The organism is Paenibacillus sp. 1781tsa1 (assembly GCF_024159265.1).
Lineage (GTDB): Bacteria > Bacillota > Bacilli > Paenibacillales > Paenibacillaceae > Paenibacillus.
Window position 1 is genome coordinate 1 of record NZ_JAMYWY010000001.1, and the last position, 20,012, is coordinate 20,012.

Annotated in this window: 13 protein-coding genes and 3 rRNA genes; 14 read left to right on the plus strand and 2 right to left on the minus strand. The window is 46.9% G+C overall.

Annotated elements, in window-relative coordinates; translation table 11 throughout:
- The 6 genes from dnaA to gyrB form a co-directional block, all read left to right on the plus strand.
- On the plus strand, positions 1-1,347 hold a 1,347-nt coding region (gene dnaA, locus NKT06_RS00005), incomplete at its 5' end, for a chromosomal replication initiator protein DnaA (RefSeq protein ID WP_301289659.1).
- Between the two features lie 220 nt (positions 1,348-1,567).
- Positions 1,568-2,710, plus strand: a complete 1,143-nt coding sequence (gene dnaN / locus NKT06_RS00010; RefSeq protein WP_017691408.1) for a DNA polymerase III subunit beta — start codon at positions 1,568-1,570, stop codon at positions 2,708-2,710.
- Between the two features lie 16 nt (positions 2,711-2,726).
- Positions 2,727-2,942: a S4 domain-containing protein YaaA gene (gene yaaA / locus NKT06_RS00015; RefSeq protein WP_036611994.1), complete on the plus strand. Its 216-nt coding sequence runs from the start codon at positions 2,727-2,729 to the stop codon at positions 2,940-2,942.
- A gap of 57 nt (positions 2,943-2,999) precedes the next feature.
- Complete coding sequence (recF, locus tag NKT06_RS00020) at positions 3,000-4,112, plus strand: DNA replication/repair protein RecF (RefSeq protein ID WP_017691406.1); 1,113 nt, start codon at positions 3,000-3,002, stop codon at positions 4,110-4,112.
- Positions 4,113-4,125: 13 nt separating this feature from the next.
- Positions 4,126-4,374 carry an extracellular matrix regulator RemB gene (gene remB / locus NKT06_RS00025; RefSeq protein WP_017691405.1) on the plus strand — a complete coding sequence of 83 codons (249 nt, stop codon included), beginning with the start codon at positions 4,126-4,128 and terminating at the stop codon, positions 4,372-4,374.
- Between the two features lie 142 nt (positions 4,375-4,516).
- Positions 4,517-6,427: a DNA topoisomerase (ATP-hydrolyzing) subunit B gene (gyrB, locus tag NKT06_RS00030; protein WP_253428845.1), complete on the plus strand. Its 1,911-nt coding sequence runs from the start codon at positions 4,517-4,519 to the stop codon at positions 6,425-6,427.
- Between the two features lie 86 nt (positions 6,428-6,513).
- Here gyrB and NKT06_RS00035 read toward each other — a convergent pair whose 3' ends face one another.
- Complete coding sequence (locus NKT06_RS00035; RefSeq protein WP_253428847.1) at positions 6,514-7,461, minus strand: YheC/YheD family protein; 948 nt, start codon at positions 7,459-7,461, stop codon at positions 6,514-6,516.
- Between the two features lie 427 nt (positions 7,462-7,888).
- Here NKT06_RS00035 and gyrA point away from each other — a divergent pair, with 427 nt between their 5' ends.
- The 7 genes from gyrA to NKT06_RS00070 all read left to right on the plus strand — a co-directional run bounded on the left by gyrA (position 7,889) and on the right by NKT06_RS00070 (position 18,429).
- Positions 7,889-10,459, plus strand: coding sequence for a DNA gyrase subunit A (gyrA, locus tag NKT06_RS00040; protein WP_253428849.1), 2,571 nt, complete (start codon positions 7,889-7,891; stop codon positions 10,457-10,459).
- A gap of 223 nt (positions 10,460-10,682) precedes the next feature.
- The gene (locus tag NKT06_RS00045) at positions 10,683-11,801 is read left to right on the plus strand and encodes an HD-GYP domain-containing protein (RefSeq protein ID WP_253428852.1); all 1,119 of its coding nucleotides are present in this window, start codon (positions 10,683-10,685) and stop codon (positions 11,799-11,801) included.
- A gap of 466 nt (positions 11,802-12,267) precedes the next feature.
- Positions 12,268-13,819, plus strand: a 16S ribosomal RNA gene (locus NKT06_RS00050).
- A gap of 306 nt (positions 13,820-14,125) precedes the next feature.
- A 23S ribosomal RNA gene (locus NKT06_RS00055) occupies positions 14,126-17,051 on the plus strand.
- Between the two features lie 81 nt (positions 17,052-17,132).
- Positions 17,133-17,249, plus strand: a 5S ribosomal RNA gene (rrf, locus tag NKT06_RS00060).
- Together the 16S, 23S and 5S rRNA genes form the textbook arrangement of a ribosomal RNA operon.
- 212 nt (positions 17,250-17,461) lie before the next feature.
- Positions 17,462-17,902: a hypothetical protein gene (locus NKT06_RS00065; protein ID WP_253428854.1), complete on the plus strand. Its 441-nt coding sequence runs from the start codon at positions 17,462-17,464 to the stop codon at positions 17,900-17,902.
- Positions 17,903-18,192: 290 nt separating this feature from the next.
- Positions 18,193-18,429, plus strand: coding sequence for a hypothetical protein (locus tag NKT06_RS00070; RefSeq protein WP_253428856.1), 237 nt, complete (start codon positions 18,193-18,195; stop codon positions 18,427-18,429).
- A gap of 122 nt (positions 18,430-18,551) precedes the next feature.
- On the opposite strand, the gene NKT06_RS00075 is transcribed toward NKT06_RS00070, so the two are convergent.
- Positions 18,552-19,076 (minus strand): hypothetical protein, encoded by a 525-nt coding sequence (locus tag NKT06_RS00075; RefSeq protein ID WP_076216777.1) that lies wholly within the window; start codon positions 19,074-19,076, stop codon positions 18,552-18,554.
- Positions 19,077-19,571: 495 nt separating this feature from the next.
- On the opposite strand from NKT06_RS00075, the gene NKT06_RS00080 reads away from it, so the two are divergent.
- The gene (locus tag NKT06_RS00080; protein WP_017691396.1) at positions 19,572-19,757 is read left to right on the plus strand and encodes a sigma factor G inhibitor Gin; all 186 of its coding nucleotides are present in this window, start codon (positions 19,572-19,574) and stop codon (positions 19,755-19,757) included.
- Positions 19,758-20,012 lie beyond the last annotated feature (255 nt).

Below are 20,012 nucleotides of genomic sequence, written 5' to 3' on the forward strand. Positions count from 1 at the left end.
GTGGACAGCCATACTTCTGATTTATGGCAGCAAATTTTATCAATCATACAAAACAAACTCAGCAAACCCAGTTTTGATACCTGGTTCAAAGCAACCAAGGCTACTAAACTGAATGACCGCTCCATCGTCATTTCCGCACCAACTACGTTTGCCGTCGAATGGCTGGAGAGCCGTTACACCAAATTGGTTGGATCGACGGTATACGAACTGCTTGGCAAACAAGTCGATGTGAAATTTGTCATTGAAGAGAACAAGCCTGCTGAACCGGACCCGCAACTGCCGGCACCAACGCCTACAGTTGTACAGGAAGAAGCGGTACTTAGCATGCTGAATCCGAAATATACGTTCGATACATTTGTCATCGGACCGGGCAACCGTTTTGCCCATGCCGCATCGCTGGCGGTCGCTGAAGCGCCCGCCAAAGCTTACAACCCTCTCTTTCTGTATGGAGGGGTAGGTCTCGGTAAAACTCACTTGATGCATGCGATCGGACATTACGTTCTGGAGCATGATCCGGGCAGCAAAGTCGTTTATTTGTCGTCTGAGAAATTCACGAACGAATTCATTAACTCGATCCGTGACAACCGCGGGGAGAGCTTCCGTAACAAATACCGGAGCGTCGACATTTTGCTCATTGATGATATTCAGTTCTTGGCGGGAAAAGAATCAACACAAGAGGAATTTTTCCATACGTTTAATGCGCTGCATGAGGAACGGAAGCAGATCATCATCTCCAGCGACAGACCACCAAAGGAAATTCCGACACTGGAAGAACGACTTCGTTCTCGATTTGAATGGGGGTTAATTACGGATATCCAGCCTCCAGATTTGGAGACAAGGATCGCAATCTTGCGGAAAAAGGCACGTGCGGAAAACTTGGATATTCCGAATGAAGCGATGATGTACATTGCCAACCAGATTGACACCAACATCCGTGAACTGGAAGGCGCCCTGATTCGGGTCGTTGCTTATTCTTCACTGACTAATCAAGATGTAACCACTCATCTGGCAGCTGAAGCACTGAAGGATATTATTCCTTCCAGTCGTCCCAAAATGATCACTATTCATGACATCCAACAAAAGGTCGGCGAGTACTATAGCCTTAAGCTTGAAGATTTCAAAGCACGGAAACGGACCAAGGCAGTTGCTTTCCCAAGACAGATTGCCATGTATCTCTCTCGTGAACTGACAGACTTTTCTCTGCCCAAGATCGGGGAAGCATTCGGAGGACGAGATCACACCACTGTCATACATGCTCACGAAAAAATCTCCCAAGCGATTAAAAACGATCAGGATCTCTATAAAGTTATCAACAACTTAACCGAAAAAATTAAGAATCCAACCTGAACAAGTCCCAAGCCTATGCACAACGTATACACATGTGGATAGGCTTGGGTGTACGGGTTTATACCCACTTATCCACATATTCAGTGCCCCTATTACTATTATTACTAAAAAGATCTTAAAGATATCATCTCCAAAATAGCCATTTCGGAGCTTAGCCTTCGGCCTTTGAAAAACACCTTTCAACACCCCAACACCCAAAAAATCAGCTAGGAGTGAAACCATGAAAATCAGCATAATGAAAAACTACTTAAACGATTCCATACAGCAAGTATCCAAAGCAATCTCGAGCCGTACAACGATTCCGATTCTGAGCGGTATCAAATTCGACGTGAATCATCAGGGTGTAACGTTGACAGCAAGCGACACCGATATATCCATTCAATCCTTCATCCCGCTTGAAGATGGAGATAAAAGCGTAGTTCAGGTAGATCAACCGGGAAGTGTAGTTCTGCCAGCCAAGTTTTTCGTGGAGATCATCAAGAAGCTGCCATCCCAAGAAGTCCACATGGAAGTCAAAGAAAACTTCAACACCTTTATCTCCGCAGGTGCTACCGAGATTCAACTGGTAGGTCTTGATCCGGAAGAATTCCCGGTACTGCCAAGCATCGAAGAAAACCAAACGGTCTCCATTCCAGGAGATTTACTGAAAAATATGATCAAACAAACCGTCTTCTCCATTTCCACACATGAGACAACTCCAATCCTGACAGGTGTACTCTGGAGTTTGGGTGACAACGAATTGAAATTTGTGGCAACAGACCGCCACCGTCTTGCTACTCGTTCAGCAATGCTGGATAATGCAGAAGGTATCCGCTTCAACAACGTGGTCATTTCCGGTAAAACGCTGAACGAGCTCAGCAAAATTGTTCCGGATCAAAATACGCTTGTGGATATCGTTGTTGCAGACAATCAGGTTCTGTTCAAAATCGATCGTGTATTGTTCTACTCCCGTATTCTGGACGGAACATATCCCGATACTTCTAGAATTATTCCAACGTCATACAAAACAGAACTTGTTTTAGATACAAAAAAATTAAGTGAATCCATTGACCGGGCTTATTTGCTGTCGCGTGAAGAGAAAACAAACATTGTGCGTATGCAAACGATGGATTCAGGATCCGTTGAGATTTCTTCAAGCTCTTCCGAGCTAGGTAAAGTAAGAGAAGAAATCGAACCTGCCGAGTTTACAGGAGATCCGTTAAAAATCTCATTCAACTCCAAATACATGCTGGATGTGCTGAAAGTCGTTGAAAGTGAGCAGCTGATGATCGCTTTTACAGGAGTCATGAGTCCAATCATCTTGAAACCACTGGATGACAGTCATAGCCTTTATGTGATATTGCCATACCGGACGACCAACTAACGAAAGGAAGATCACAGTGAACCAAGTTACGATTCGTACGGAATATATTAAGCTTGATCAATTTTTGAAACTGGCTGATTGCATCCCAACTGGGGGTATGGCCAAAGCTCTGCTTCAGGAAGGACTTGTACGTGTGAATAAAGAGCCTGAGGAACGCCGGGGACGTAAGTTATACCCTGGGGATATCGTTGAAGTGGACGGAGAAGGCACATTCGAAGTTGCTGCAGAATAAGAAGACCAGTTCGATCCTGCTGCCTCCTGACGGACGGGATAAAAGGGAGGTTACCGCGTGTTTGTGAACAGCATTGATCTGCAGAATTTCCGCAATTATGAACATCTGAGACTGGACTCTTTTGGTCCTGTAAACTTGTTGATCGGGCAAAATGCCCAAGGCAAGACCAATCTTGCAGAGGCGATTTTTGTACTTGCACTCACCAAGAGCCACCGCACATCCCGTGACAAGGAGCTGATTCGTTTCGGTGAGGAACGTGCCAGACTTGCAGCAGAGGTCGACAAAAAGTACGGATCGGTCAAGCTTGAGCTATCTTTGTCGCAACAAGGCAAAAAAGCAAAGATTAACGGCCTCGAGCAGCGCAAGTTAAGTGATTTTGTTGGAGCGCTCAATGTCGTGATGTTTGCACCGGAGGATCTGGAGATTGTAAAAGGCACACCGGGGGTCCGCCGCCGGTTTCTTGACATGGAGATCGGACAGGTTGCACCAGGTTACCTGTATCACCTGCAGCAATACCAAAAAGTGCTCGTCCAACGAAACAATTTGCTTAAGCAGCTTTGGGGAAAAGGGGCATCAGCCCAGACCATGCTTGAGGTATGGAACGAACAACTGGTCGAGCATGGTGTTAAGATCGTCAAAAAAAGGAAACAATTCATAAAGAAACTGCAAAAGTGGGCAGAAACGATTCATCAGGGGATCACCGGAGGCGGTGAAGTCTTGCGGCTGGCCTACCTTCCGTCCTTCAGCGAAGCCGCTGAGGAAGATGAAGCTGTCTTAATGGACCAATTTATGATAAAATTATCACAAATGAAAGAGCAGGAGATTCGCCGAGGCACAACCCTTAGTGGGCCGCATCGGGATGACCTGTCCTTTTTCATTAACGATCGGGAAGTACAAACATATGGCTCCCAGGGGCAGCAGCGCACAACGGCGTTGTCCCTTAAACTTGCGGAAATCGAACTGATTCACGAAGAAATCGGAGAATATCCGGTCCTGCTGCTGGATGATGTTCTGTCAGAGCTGGACCCTTTTCGCCAGACGCAGCTGATCGAAACGTTCCAGAGCAAGGTGCAAACCTTTATTACAGCTACGGGGATCGAGAGCCTGAACGTTGACAAGCTCAAAGATGCCAGTATTTATCACGTTCATGCCGGACAGGTTGAACGCTAAGGAGTGAGGGCTTATGTACATTCATCTGGGCGGTGAGAAGATCATCCGTTCTTCCGAATTGGTCGCTATTTTCGATATATCGATTGAAAAATCCTCAAAGATCTCCAAGCAATATGTCACACATGCCGAGCAGGAAAAAACCGTGGAACATATCGGTGAGGAGGAAGCCAAGTCCATTGTGGTGACCAAAAACATTGTGTACTACTCGCCGATTTCCTCAGCCACGCTGAAGAAGCGGGCTCACATTTTCCCTGATCTCTAGTCGTTAATTGGCATAAGGGTGTGTCTTTTGCTGCTTGTCTTTATGTGGACAACTGGCTGAAATGAAGGACGTTGCCTATTTCAGCAAACATTATTAGTTAACGCATATTTACGATATTGAATCTATAGAAGTAGGTGAAAGCATGTCTATGAATCAACCGTCATATGGTGCAGATGAAATTCAGGTTCTTGAAGGACTGGAAGCCGTACGGAAACGTCCGGGGATGTATATTGGTTCAACCAGTTCCAAAGGTCTGCATCATCTGGTCTGGGAAGTAGTGGACAACAGTATCGATGAAGCGCTCGCAGGTTACTGTGACCATATCGAGGTTACTATCCATGAAGACAACAGTGTCACTGTTGTCGATAACGGACGTGGGATTCCTGTCGGTGAACATGCCAAAATGAAACGTCCTGCGCTTGAGGTTGTTATGACCGTCCTCCATGCAGGCGGTAAGTTTGGTGGCGGCGGGTACAAAGTATCCGGTGGTCTGCACGGTGTAGGTGTATCCGTAGTTAACGCACTATCCGAAAAAGTTGTTGTCACAGTTAAGGTTGACGGGCATGTCTATCAACAGGAATACCGCCGTGGGGCTCCACAGTATGACCTGAAAGTAATTGGAACAACGGAAGAAACGGGAACAACGGTTAGGTTCCACCCAGACCCTGAAATTTTCACAGAAACGAGAGTTTATGATTATGACATCTTGCTTGCCCGTATTCGTGAGCTGGCATTCCTGAACAAGGGAATTGGTCTTACACTGACGGATGAGCGTACAGGTGCAACCAACTCGTTCCTGTATGAAGGTGGCATTATCGAATACGTCTCCTTCCTCAACCAGAAGCGCGAAGTACTGCATGAAAATCCAATTTACGTCGAAGGTTCCAGAGATAATATCCAGGTGGAAGTTGCCCTGCAATACAATGACAACTACACCGAGAATATCTATTCCTTCGCCAACAATATCAACACGCATGAGGGCGGAACCCATGAATCAGGTTTCAAGAGTGCCCTTACGCGGATTATCAATGACTACGCCCGTAAAGCGGGAGTAATCAAGGACAGCACGGGTAACCTTTCGGGGGATGACGTGCGTGAAGGCTTGACCGCTATTATTTCGGTCAAGATTCCGGAACCGCAATTCGAAGGACAGACAAAGACCAAGCTGGGTAACAGTGAAGTTCGTGGGATTGTCGAATCCTTGTTTGCCGAGAAACTGCAGGAGTTCCTGGAAGAGAATCCTTCCGTATCCCGTCGCATTTTGGAAAAAGGACTGCAAGCAGCCCGTGCGCGTGAAGCAGCCCGTAAAGCCCGAGAGCTGACACGTCGTAAAGGTGCACTCGAAGTAAGCTCACTTCCGGGTAAACTGGCCGACTGTTCATCCAAGGATGCTTCAATCAGCGAATTGTACATCGTCGAAGGTGACTCTGCCGGCGGATCAGCGAAGCAAGGCCGTGATCGTCATTTCCAAGCGATTTTGCCGCTGCGTGGTAAGATTCTGAACGTGGAAAAAGCTCGTCTCGACCGGATCTTGGGTAATGCGGAGATCAGGGCTATTATTACGGCGATGGGTACTGGTATTGGTGATGACTTCGATATTGCCAAAGCCCGCTATCACAAAATCATTTTGATGACTGATGCCGATGTCGATGGTGCTCATATCCGAACACTATTGCTGACATTCCTGTATCGGTACATGCGTAAAATCATTGAGGCAGGTTACGTATATATTGCACAACCGCCATTGTTCAAGATTGAGCGTAACAAAGTGATTCGTTATGCCGGTTCCGAGAAAGAGCGCGATGAAATTATTGCGACCTTCGGAGAAAATGCGAAATTTAACGTTCAGCGTTACAAAGGTCTTGGCGAGATGAATGCCGGACAATTGTGGGAAACGACGATGGATCCGGAGAGCCGGACCATGATGCAAGTATCGATCAATGATGCCATACTTGCTGATGCGATGTTTGATACCCTGATGGGAGATAACGTTGAACCGCGTCGTGACTTTATCCAGGAAAATGCGAAATACGTGAAAAACCTCGACATTTAACGATATTCGAAGAGGCGCCTGTGAGGGCGCCTTTTTATATTATTAGAATCACGGAATAGGAAGTATTAGACTTCCGTATCCCATTGTTAGCGACGTACACGTTTTTTGGCAGAAGAGGCCTGTGCTTTGGGGGCTGGACGAGAACTCTTATTCTTTTTGGAGGGTAAACGACCGTATGCAATTGCATAGCGTTTGATCTTTCGGTACGTCCCCTTGTCCGGTAGTAAACCAAAAGCATAAATGCCCGGCAGTGTGTTAACTTCAAGAATCCAGGGGCGTCCTTCTTCGTCTAGCGCAATATCAATACCAATCTCTTTGAGCCTTGGAAATGATGTTTGCAATTGCACAGCAGTATGGATACCTAAGCGGTACAGCTCATTGCGAAGTTTTTTGAAGCCATCCTGGTGAAGATGGGGGAGTACGAGTTCTTCAAACGTGGCCAATCGCCCACCACCATGAATGTTGGTGATAATTTTGCCCGGTGCAGCAACACGTCCCAGAATACCTGTTGTTTCCCAGTTGTGTTGCAGATTTTTCTGAGTCAACACACGCAAATCAAAAGGCAAATCTCCATGCTTCATCAGCGAGATTCCCTGTTGAATGATATACTCACGTTCCTGAATGCGATCATTCAGTGCTCGTTCGAGTTCATCCAGGGAATGAAATGATCTCTCCTCTGTACCGTATTGGAGTTGATATGTTGTTGTGAGCTCGGTAGCTCTGGAGGTAATACCACTTGCTTCGAGTTCATCAGGTGGGTTCCCATCATTGGGTTCTTCTGGAACCTCTGCTTCTGTGGTGGGATCTTCGGAATTAACGACAGGTACGTATAAACGGGTTGTTTTCACCCGCATGACTCCATTACCGTAAGTACCACGGTCCGGTTTGATATAGTTGGACTCAAATAATTCAGTCATTCGTTCCAGAGTTTGACGGCTATATTTTCGGGTGACTGGGATATATTCATTCACCATGCGACTGCGTTGTAACACAGCTGTTTTGGCCCATTTGCTGGAGACGCGTTGGATACCCAAGATCCATCAGTCCTTTCATGTTTTGCTCATTTCCAAAGAGGGAAATACACGGAGAAATCAAAGGACAAGAGACGATTTCAGTGGTATAATAGAGAAATATGGCGTTTTGTGCGATGAGCTGCACAATTTGCAGTTTGATCGTAGGACGGGAATGGCTTTAGCCTCGATGGGCACAGTACATATGCCGTATTTCTAGCATTGTATGTGCAATTGGGGAGGAAGGCAGGGCGTATCCCCAGAGACGCAGAAGTTCCCGGAAGAAAGGCTATTGCCCAGCGGACGTTTAATTGTGTAACTTTTGTGAAAGTAATATAATAAAGAGTAGCGTTCTTGCGCGGTTTTAGCCTTGTTAGGCTTTTCACATATAATCAATTTTCTTGCATGACGGAATTGGAACGTTTGTTGAAGGACAAGAAGGAGGTCCAGCATGGCGGAAGAAATGAACTCTCAGATTACAGATCGGGATATAGGCGTGGAGATGCGTGAATCGTTTATGGATTATGCGATGAGCATCATTGTTAGCCGTGCCTTACCTGACGTACGTGATGGATTGAAGCCGGTTCACCGGCGTATTCTGTACGCAATGTCAGAGCTCGGTATGACCCCCGATAAACCACATAAAAAATCAGCCAGAATCGTCGGCGAAGTTATCGGTAAGTATCACCCACACGGTGACTCTGCTGTTTACGAGACGATGGTACGGATGGCACAGGATTTCTCCCTGCGCTATATGCATGTAGATGGACATGGTAACTTTGGATCGGTCGATGGCGATATGGCAGCAGCCATGCGTTATACGGAAGCTCGTTTATCCAAGATTGCTATGGAAATGCTTAGAGATATCAACAAGGATACGATTGATTTCCAGCCGAACTATGACGGTGAAGAACATGAACCAATCGTTTTGCCTGCTCGTTTTCCTAACTTGCTTGTCAATGGGGTCGGCGGGATCGCGGTAGGTATGGCCACCAATATTCCTCCTCATAATCTGGGCGAGGTCATTGATGGTGTACAGGCCATGATTCAAAATCCGGATATTACATCCATGGAACTCATGGATTACATTCAAGGACCAGACTTCCCTACATCCGGCTACATTTTGGGACGCTCAGGCATTCGCCAGGCGTATCAGACCGGACGTGGTTCAGTAACGATGCGGGCCAAAACCAACATCGAAGAGAATAACAACAAGGCGCGAATTATCGTTACGGAGCTGCCTTATCAGGTGAACAAGGCGAGACTCGTTGAGAAAATCGCCGAGTTGGTACGTGATAAAAAGATTGATGGTATTACCGACCTTCGTGATGAGTCTGACCGTAATGGTATGCGGGTTGTAATTGAGCTTCGCAGAGACGTGAATCCGGGTGTTGTTCTGAACAACCTTTACAAACACACATCGATGCAATCCACTTTCGGAATTAACATGCTTGCGATTGTGAATAAAGAACCTAAAATCCTGAACCTGCGTGAAGTGTTGTATCACTACCTGCAGCATCAGATTGAGGTTATTCGCAGACGTACGCAGTTTGAACTGAAGAAGGCTGAAGCTCGTGCACATATTTTAGAAGGCTTACGCATTGCGCTGGATCATATCGACGAGATTATTACATTGATTCGTTCTTCCAGTAATGCAGATGCAGCCAGAGAAGGTTTGATTGAGCGTTTTTCACTCAGTCATGATCAGGCTCAAGCGATTCTCGATATGCGTTTGCAACGCCTCACAGGTCTGGAACGCGAACGTATTGAGAATGAATATAACGAACTGATGGTCAAAATCAGAGAGTATCGTGAAATTCTGGCCAATGAACATTTGGTGCTTGAAATTATCAGCACAGAGCTGCAAGAGATTCGCGACCGCTTTAGCGATGATCGTCGTACAGAGATCACTGTAGGTGAAGAGAGTATTCTGGATGAGGACCTGATTCCACGTGAAGAGGTTATCATTACGATTACCCATACAGGCTACGTGAAACGTCTGCCGGTATCCACATACCGCAGCCAGAAACGTGGTGGACGTGGGGTCGTGGGTATGGATACGAAGGATACCGACTTTGTTGAGCATCTGTTCGTGACCAACTCTCACAATTACCTCATGTTCTTCACCGACAAAGGTAAGGTGTATCGTCTCAAAGCGTACGAGATTCCAGAGCTTGGACGTACTGCACGGGGAACACCGATTATCAACCTGATCCAGATTGAGCAGGGTGAATCGGTTAATGCCGTGATTCCGGTTCAGGAATTTGAAAGTGACAGATTCTTGTTCTTTGCTACCCGTCAAGGGGTCGTGAAGAAAACGCCACTTGAGGATTACACCAATATCCGCAAAGGCGGCTTGATCGGTATTTCCTTGCGTGATGATGACATTCTAATTGATGTTAAGCTGACCGATGGACAGCAAGAGATCATTATGGGTACAGCTCACGGAATGTCTATTCGATTCTCCGAAGGTAATGTACGTTCCATGGGACGTAGTGCAACCGGGGTTAAAGGGATCACATTGGATGAACAGGATGCCGTTATTGGCATGGATGTAGTCGATAAAGATCTCGATGTTTTGATCGTTACAGCCAAAGGATACGGTAAACGTACACCTGTGAGTGACTATCGAATGCAGACTCGTGGTGGTAAAGGGATCAAGACGATTAATGTCACAGAGAAGAACGGCGCAGTAGTCAGCCTCAAGATGGTTAAAACCGAAGAGGATCTGATGATTATCACGTCTAGCGGTACGTTGATCCGGATGAGCATGGAAGGCATATCCACGATGGGTCGATACACGCAGGGTGTGAAGCTGATTCATATTCGTGACGAAGATTCAGTAGCTACTGTCAGCCGAATTGACAAAAATGAAGAAGAACCAGACGATGAGTCACTTGAAGGCATGGAAGGCGGGGAAACCCAAGCTCCGGCAGTAAGCCTGGAAGAAGGAACCGTTTCTGACGCGGACGCGGATGCAGAGGATGAAGTTGAGGGCGACGATTCCGGTTCGGAAGCATAAACCTAGAATGTTATACAAACCGATCTCTTGGAGATTGGAAAAAGATTGCGAGGGCTCCCACTGGGAGCCCTTTTGTTGTATAAAGGGATCTCTTCTTCTATTCTTTCGAATCTAGGATGTACAGCCTCATTTCTGAGTAATATAATGGGAAATATCATGAAAAACCGGGACTATGGTCTTGTTGGTTATTAACATAGAAGAACGATGAGTGAGGGGAATATACATGGGACTTATCACCCTGTCAGAAGTCAAACCAGGACTCAAACTTGGGAGTGATGTGCAAACGCTTCGTGGCAACGTTTTGCTTCAGAAGGGCAAAGTCATTTTACCCAAAGATATGGAAGTACTCAAAGCCTTTATGATTCACCAGGTAGACATTGAGCAAGAGAAAGTGGGGTCGAGTAATACAGGAACCAAAGGTGCATCTGCGTCCGCAGGAAGTACAGCAAACGAGAAGAATGGCGAACGGACAGGGAAGACAGGTAACGTCACCACAGCCCCAGTAGCAACGTCTCTACAGGATGAGTATGAGAAGATGGTTGGACTAACCAAAAATGCATTCATGTCCTCTCTAGCGGCTGAATTGCCTGTATATGAATTGCGTACACAGTTAGAGGCTGTGTTTGCATATCTCAAACAATATAATGTGCTTACCTTCAGTCCACGAGTAATGCAAGAACATGATTATGTGTATCATCATGCTGTACTGAGTGCAATTACTTCCTATCAACTGGCCCAGTGGATAGATCTCCCCTCCAAGGATTGGATGCAAGTTGCGTTTGCAGGCTTGTTCCATGATATTGGTAATAACAAAGTAGATCCGCAAATTCTCCATAAGCCTTCTACATTGACCGTTACAGAGCAGGATGAGATCCGGCAGCACACCAAATATGGTTACCAGATTCTTAAACAGGCAAAGGCCATTAATGAGGGCGCCAGACTTGCTGCTTTGCAGCATCATGAAAAAGTTGACGGATCAGGTTATCCGTTGCAGCTTAGTGGGACGCAGATTCATATTTACGCTAAAATCGTAGCTATCGCTGATATTTTCCACGCTATGACGTTGGAGAAGATTTACCGTAAGGCACAATCACCGTATCTAGTTCTAGAGCAGATCCAGAGTGAGGCATTTGGAAAATTGGATCCTGCAATTGTACGTGTATTTGTTCAACGATCAACCCAGATCCATAATGGTATCCGAGTAAAACTCAGTAATAACCAGATTGGAGAGATCGTATTCTCTGATCGAGATCATCCTACACGGCCTATGGTGTCAGTAGAAGGAACCATCATTAACCTAATGCAGCAAAGGCAGCTTCACATCCAAGAGGTTATCGGTTAACTATAGATATTAGAGCAACTTGATGAGAGGGCCTTTCTTTTATAGAGAGGCTTTTTAAGTGAGATAGATGTGGGAATGCAGAAAAAAACAGAAAGATTATAGAAAGATATATAATTACTCAAAAAAGACTTGCATTTAAAAACTCTACATGGTATATTCTAAGTCCGGCCAAGAAAACACGATTTACACGGTGCGGCAAGCCAATCAAATAAGCTTCGAAAGAAACTTAAAAAAAGAGCTTGCAAAGTTGGTTCGGATGTGATAAGATATAAAAGTTGCTGAAGAGAACGACATTCGGTAGCGAAACAAGTTTGATCTTTGAAAACTGAACAACGAGTGAGTAAACATTCTGCTTGCAGAATGAACGCAAAAGTTTGAAACAAGCCTTGGCTTGAATCGACTGGAGCACAAAATGAGATTTTAATCTCGTCAGATTCAAAATGAGCTTATCGCTCTTTTCAATACTTTATTGGAGAGTTTGATCCTGGCTCAGGACGAACGCTGGCGGCATGCCTAATACATGCAAGTCGAGCGGACTTGATGAGAAGCTTGCTTCTCTGATGGTTAGCGGCGGACGGGTGAGTAACACGTAGGCAACCTGCCCTCAAGTTTGGGACAACTACCGGAAACGGTAGCTAATACCGAATAGTTGTTTTCTTCGCCTGAAGGAAACTGGAAAGACGGAGCAATCTGTCACTTGGGGATGGGCCTGCGGCGCATTAGCTAGTTGGTGGGGTAACGGCTCACCAAGGCGACGATGCGTAGCCGACCTGAGAGGGTGATCGGCCACACTGGGACTGAGACACGGCCCAGACTCCTACGGGAGGCAGCAGTAGGGAATCTTCCGCAATGGGCGAAAGCCTGACGGAGCAATGCCGCGTGAGTGATGAAGGTTTTCGGATCGTAAAGCTCTGTTGCCAGGGAAGAACGCTTGGGAGAGTAACTGCTCTCAAGGTGACGGTACCTGAGAAGAAAGCCCCGGCTAACTACGTGCCAGCAGCCGCGGTAATACGTAGGGGGCAAGCGTTGTCCGGAATTATTGGGCGTAAAGCGCGCGCAGGCGGTCATTTAAGTCTGGTGTTTAATCCCGGGGCTCAACCCCGGATCGCACTGGAAACTGGGTGACTTGAGTGCAGAAGAGGAGAGTGGAATTCCACGTGTAGCGGTGAAATGCGTAGATATGTGGAGGAACACCAGTGGCGAAGGCGACTCTCTGGGCTGTAACTGACGCTGAGGCGCGAAAGCGTGGGGAGCAAACAGGATTAGATACCCTGGTAGTCCACGCCGTAAACGATGAGTGCTAGGTGTTAGGGGTTTCGATACCCTTGGTGCCGAAGTTAACACATTAAGCACTCCGCCTGGGGAGTACGGTCGCAAGACTGAAACTCAAAGGAATTGACGGGGACCCGCACAAGCAGTGGAGTATGTGGTTTAATTCGAAGCAACGCGAAGAACCTTACCAGGTCTTGACATCCCTCTGATCGATGCAGAGATGTATCTTTCCTTCGGGACAGAGGAGACAGGTGGTGCATGGTTGTCGTCAGCTCGTGTCGTGAGATGTTGGGTTAAGTCCCGCAACGAGCGCAACCCTTGATCTTAGTTGCCAGCATTTCGGATGGGCACTCTAAGGTGACTGCCGGTGACAAACCGGAGGAAGGTGGGGATGACGTCAAATCATCATGCCCCTTATGACCTGGGCTACACACGTACTACAATGGCCGGTACAACGGGCTGTGAAGCCGCGAGGTGGAACGAATCCTAAAAAGCCGGTCTCAGTTCGGATTGCAGGCTGCAACTCGCCTGCATGAAGTCGGAATTGCTAGTAATCGCGGATCAGCATGCCGCGGTGAATACGTTCCCGGGTCTTGTACACACCGCCCGTCACACCACGAGAGTTTATAACACCCGAAGTCGGTGGGGTAACCGCAAGGAGCCAGCCGCCGAAGGTGGGATAGATGATTGGGGTGAAGTCGTAACAAGGTAGCCGTATCGGAAGGTGCGGCTGGATCACCTCCTTTCTATGGAGAATCGTTTCCCGCGTGGAAACATTCAAATATGCAGCTTAGCTGCAAAACACTCACTCGTTGCTCAGTTTTGAGAGCTCAAACTCTCAAACAGCTTGCTTTTGCATGGAGCTTGTTCTTTGAAAACTAGATATCGAAACGAAAGTAAATGCGAATTAGAACATTCCTTTTTAGCTGAACTTGTGTTAAACAAGTTTCAATAAAAACGGTAGATTGCACGTACGATGGTTTTGGGTGGGAGCAACTTTTGGCTTTGCGCAAGCAAAACAAGGGAAGCGAGCAGCCAATACCGGAGCACGAGGTTAAGCTACTAAGAGCACACGGAGGATGCCTAGGCGCTAGGAGCCGATGAAGGACGTGGCGAACAACGAAACTGCCTCGGGGAGCTGTAAGCAAGCTTTGATCCGGGGGTGTCCGAATGGGGAAACCCAGCTGGGGTAATTTCCAGTTACTCATAACTGAATACATAGGTTATGTAGAGGCATACCAGGGGAACTGAAACATCTAAGTACCCTGAGGAAGAGAAAACAATAGTGATTCCGTCAGTAGCGGCGAGCGAACGCGGAGAAGCCCAAACCAGAGAGCTTGCTCTTTGGGGTTGTGGGACGTCTCACATGGAGTTACAAAGGAACCGGTTAAGCGAAGAGGTCTGGAAAGGCCCGCCAAAGAAGGTAAAAGCCCTGTAGTTGAAAGTCTGTTCCCTCCGAGACGGATCCCGAGTAGTGCGGGGCACGTGAAACCCCGTATGAATCCGGCAGGACCATCTGCCAAGGCTAAATACTTCCTAGCGACCGATAGTGAAGCAGTACCGTGAGGGAAAGGTGAAAAGCACCCCGGAAGGGGAGTGAAATAGAACCTGAAACCGTGTGCTTACAAAAAGTCAGAGCCCGTTTTAGGGGTGATGGCGTGCCTTTTGTAGAATGAACCGGCGAGTTACGTTCCCGTGCAAGGTTAAGGTGAAGAGCCGGAGCCGCAGCGAAAGCGAGTCTGAATAGGGCGATGTAGTACGTGGACGTAGACCCGAAACCGGGTGATCTACCCCTGTCCAGGGTGAAGGTGCGGTAACACGCACTGGAGGCCCGAACCCACGCACGTTGAAAAGTGCGGGGATGAGGTGGGGGTAGCGGAGAAATTCCAATCGAACTCGGAGATAGCTGGTTCTCCCCGAAATAGCTTTAGGGCTAGCCTCGGAAAACAGAGTCGTGGAGGTAGAGCACTGATTGGGTGCGGGGCCCGCAAGGGTTACCAAGCTCAGTCAAACTCCGAATGCCATAGACTTACTTCCGGGAGTCAGACAGTGAGTGCTAAGATCCATTGTCAAAAGGGAAACAGCCCAGACCATCAGCTAAGGTCCCCAAGTGTGTGTTAAGTGGGAAAGGATGTGGAGTTGCACAGACAACCAGGATGTTGGCTTAGAAGCAGCCACCATTGAAAGAGTGCGTAATAGCTCACTGGTCGAGTGACTCTGCGCCGAAAATGTAACGGGGCTAAACACACCACCGAAGCTATGGCTTGATGCTTTGCATCAGGGGTAGGGGAGCGTTGTATAAGGGTTGAAGGTGTACCGTAAGGAGCGCTGGACATTATACAAGTGAGAATGCCGGTATGAGTAACGAAAAGATCAGTGAGAATCTGATCCGCCGAAAGCCTAAGGGTTCCTGAGGAAGGCTCGTCCGCTCAGGGTAAGTCGGGACCTAAGGCGAGGCCGAAAGGCGTAGTCGAAGGACAACAGGTCGAAATTCCTGTACCACCGTAAGCCGTTATGAGCAATGGGGGGACGCAGTAGGGTAGTGACGCGGACTGATGGATGTCCGTCTAAGCAGTGAGGCTGATGTGTAGGCAAATCCGCACATCGTAAGGCTGAGCTGTGATGGGGAGCGAAAATTGTAGTAGCGAAGGTCATGATCTCACACTGCCAAGAAAAGCCTCTAGCCAGGTGAAGGTGCCCGTACCGCAAACCGACACAGGTAGGCGAGAAGAGTATTCTAAGGCGCGCGGAAGAACTCTCGTTAAGGAACTCGGCAAAATGACCCCGTAACTTCGGGAGAAGGGGTGCCCCGGTAGTGTGAATAGCACGAGGGGGCCGCAGTGAAAAGGCCCAAGCGACTGTTTAGCAAAAACACAGGTCTGTGCGAAGCCGTAAGGCGAAGTATACGGGCTGACGCCTGCCCGGTGCTGGAAGGTTAAGGGGAGTGGTTAGGAGCAATCCGAAGCTGTGAACCGAAGCCCCAGTAAACGGCGGCCGTAACTATAACGGTCCTAAGGTAGCGAAATTCCTTGTCAGGTAAATTCTGACCCGCACGAATGGCGTAACGACTTGGGCGCTGTCTCAACGAGAGATCCGGTGAAATTTTAATACCTGTGAAGATGCAGGTTACCCGCGACAAGACGGAAAGACCCCATGGAGCTTTACTGCAGCTTGATATTGAATTTGGGTACGATCTGTACAGGATAGGTGGGAGCCTTTGAAGCAGGAGCGCAAGCTTCTGTGGAGGCAACGTTGGGATACCACCCTGATCGTATCTAGGTTCTAACCTGGTACCGTAATCCGGTGCGGGGACAGTGTCAGGTGGGCAGTTTGACTGGGGCGGTCGCCTCCTAAAGAGTAACGGAGGCGCCCAAAGGTTCCCTCAGAATGGTTGGAAATCATTCGAAGAGTGCAAAGGCATAAGGGAGCTTGACTGCGAGACCTACAAGTCGAGCAGGGACGAAAGTCGGGCTTAGTGATCCGGTGGTACCGCATGGAAGGGCCATCGCTCAACGGATAAAAGCTACCCTGGGGATAACAGGCTTATCTCCCCCAAGAGTCCACATCGACGGGGAGGTTTGGCACCTCGATGTCGGCTCATCGCATCCTGGGGCTGAAGTAGGTCCCAAGGGTTGGGCTGTTCGCCCATTAAAGCGGTACGCGAGCTGGGTTCAGAACGTCGTGAGACAGTTCGGTCCCTATCTGTCGTGGGCGTAGGAAATTTGAGAGGAGCTGTCCTTAGTACGAGAGGACCGGGATGGACGTACCGCTGGTGTACCAGTTGTTCCGCCAGGAGCACCGCTGGGTAGCTATGTACGGACGGGATAAACGCTGAAAGCATCTAAGCGTGAAGCCCCCCTCAAGATGAGATTTCCCAGTATGTAAGACCCCTTGAAGACGACGAGGTAGATAGGCTGGGGGTGGAAGTGCAGCAATGCATGGAGCTGACCAGTACTAATCGGTCGAGGGCTTATCCAATTGCAAGTGATAATTCACATCTTTCGTTTCGAATCTAGTTTTCAGAGAACAACAACTCTGAAATGTAAGCACAGCTATGCGTTTGGTGGCGATGGCGGAGGGGTTCCACACGTACCCATCCCGAACACGACCGTTAAGCCCTCTAGCGCCGATGGTACTTGGACCGCAGGGTCCTGGGAGAGTAGGACGCCGCCAAGCAAAGAACCACTGCCGATGTCATTCGGTGGTGGTTTTTATTTTTTTATAAGGATTAGAGATGATGGGCGGAAGCTCTAACATGATCGTTAAATGAAGGTAACATTTTTGTTACGGATAACAGGGGCAAAACCAGTATAATAGGACTATGTTAAATATGCTAAAAGTACCTGACCACAGAGCTGGAATGTGCAGCTGTGAAAAGGAGGGTGTGTGTGTTAAGTTGGCGGAGACTTGGACTACAATCAATTCTGTTGCTTTGTTTGACCGTTGTTCTGGCAGGATGCGGTGAAGCTTCAGGATCTGTATGGACTTCATATGAAGGTGCGGTGAACGAGAAGAGTTTTCCGGTGCCTAAAGTAGCGAATAAATCTGACCAGTCCGAGAACAATTCGGATATGGATTATGTTCGATATACGCTGTCTGGTATTAGTGAGAGTACTAGCTTGCCTGAGGTATATCTAGACGAGATTAAAAGCTGGGGTTGGACAGAGAGGCAAGCCAAGGGTACATCCAATGAATCCAGTACCTTGCGTGTATTTGCAAAGGAAGGACATACTGTGCATTTAGCAGTACATGATGGATCCTTTACACTAATGGTTCCTAGAAATGATGCTACTCAAACGACAGTTAAATCATTGGCTGAAGACGATTGAGCTGCTGCGTGTAAGATTGGATATGAAAATTAACGCTGTGATGTTCCTTATATAGTAAAGCTCCCGTGTACTTGATCGGGGGCTTTTTGTTATTTTACGAAGAAGGCTTTAGTCGTGATGGGATACCTATGGTGTAATGCTGGAGAGGCCATAAAGGTACAGAAGATTAGGAGTAGATATTGTCGTACAGAAAGGTGAGCATATGCGCTTGAACTATTATAGGGGCGTGCTGAGCTTTAAAGGTAGAGGACGAAAGATATAGAGTTATATAAAGGTAAGGGGTAGATTGAATGGTTGATGGAAGGCAAGGTGGGAAAGGAGATAGAGCAGAGACAGAGCAAGAGATCGCTCATAGGAGTAAAGTATACGAGATATCTGGAGTTAAGAGATATGGTACAGCAGATGAAAAGAGAAGAAGAACGGAGTCTGTCGTGGGGATAACTAATTTAACTATACCCATACTGTGGATAAGGAATAAGAAGGGAAACAAAAATAAAGGTTATCCACAGTGGATAACCTTTATTTAATCATGTGAGGCTGAGCCAGCTGGACGATACGAGATCTTTTTTTTAACAAATATCCGAGGGGCTCAGGCCATTATGTATTACGGGTAAATGAGATACATGTACTAATGGATGAACGAAGGGCATTATTGCAGATAATATGAGACATCTTGTTCATTTAATTTGATGAGTCCATCTTTGCGCTCGCGGGAGAGCACCATGACAACATATAAGCGAGGACCCAGTAACCACAAATGCCAGAAGATCAGCGAGAGGGTGAAGGATAACGGGGACCATATCAAACATACGGTAATGATACATAGTCCAATCCAGCTCATGTTAAGGTGTACCCGGACAAACATACGGAAGCTGAAATGCTGATCAGGGATATAACCCAACCAAGGCATACGCAGATTCCAGCGCCACCGTTTGGCGTAAGAGGTACGTACCAGAAGTAATATCGTTCTGGCGATGACATAATGAATCCAAATGGTGATTGGGCCTGCCAGTACAAAAAAGAAGAGGCCAGTCCAAGAGAATGCAAGTAGATTGAATAAAAGCATGATGACCGGCAGGCACAGATAACTATAGATGACACTGCGGGCGATAGCCTTTTTTTTCAGAAGCCGGTATTGATAAAATGTTGCTTTATTCTCCGGTTCGGCGATCATACGATTATATATCCTCCTTCAAATTCACGTTTGTGTGGGATAGGTATTTGTTTTCTTATACGTGTAAAAGGGAATGCATTATGTATGTATATATGAACCTTGTCTATCACGCCATGACGATTGTACAAGATATTGAGATTCGACTGTGCTTATCTCAGTATACTCTCGAATGCATGGACTGTCAGGCTTTGATATCGTTATCATGTATTATATATCGGCTGGGATTCCAAGTTTTTTTAAGAAATTTGAATATAAGTTTTGAGCCAGACTAAGGGATACGCGATTTTGAGGGAAATGCGATGGTTGCAGGATAACAGTGTAGATAGGAGTAGATGAATGCTCTTGATCAGAAGATGAATGTATTTTTCGGTACAGACACCCCAAAGGGGGTGGGCGAATATATATATTTTATAGAAAGAAAGCACTATGAAAATGTATAAAATAATAGAAACTGTGCAATACTGATAGTAAACGTAAAACAAGGTGGGATGGTTCATGGAAGAACATGCCGAACACACATGCATTATCTGCGAGCAAAGAAAAAGAGAAGGCATTTTTATTGTATCTGAATTCATATGTGACACTTGTGAAGCAGAAATGGTTCATACCGATGCGCAGGATGCCAAGTACAATTATTTTATTCATCAAATGAAGCAAATTTGGGTACAAAAAAACGCATAATGCATATTGCTAATAGAAGTAGAAGTGAAACATCACGTTGTAAAGATGCTGATGTGTATAGAGGCCCAATGGGCCTTTTTCTGTTTTTACGAGAGAGAGTCTTGTCTGCCATTTAAGGAAGGCGTATGCTGATATAATGATATAGAAAATTTGCAGCAGCGCGTGTGGAGATGGGGAAGAATGGGGTTCCTTAGTATTTGAAAGTATTTGGGAGCGCACCGGGCGCACATTATATATGTACAGGATGGTTATTTC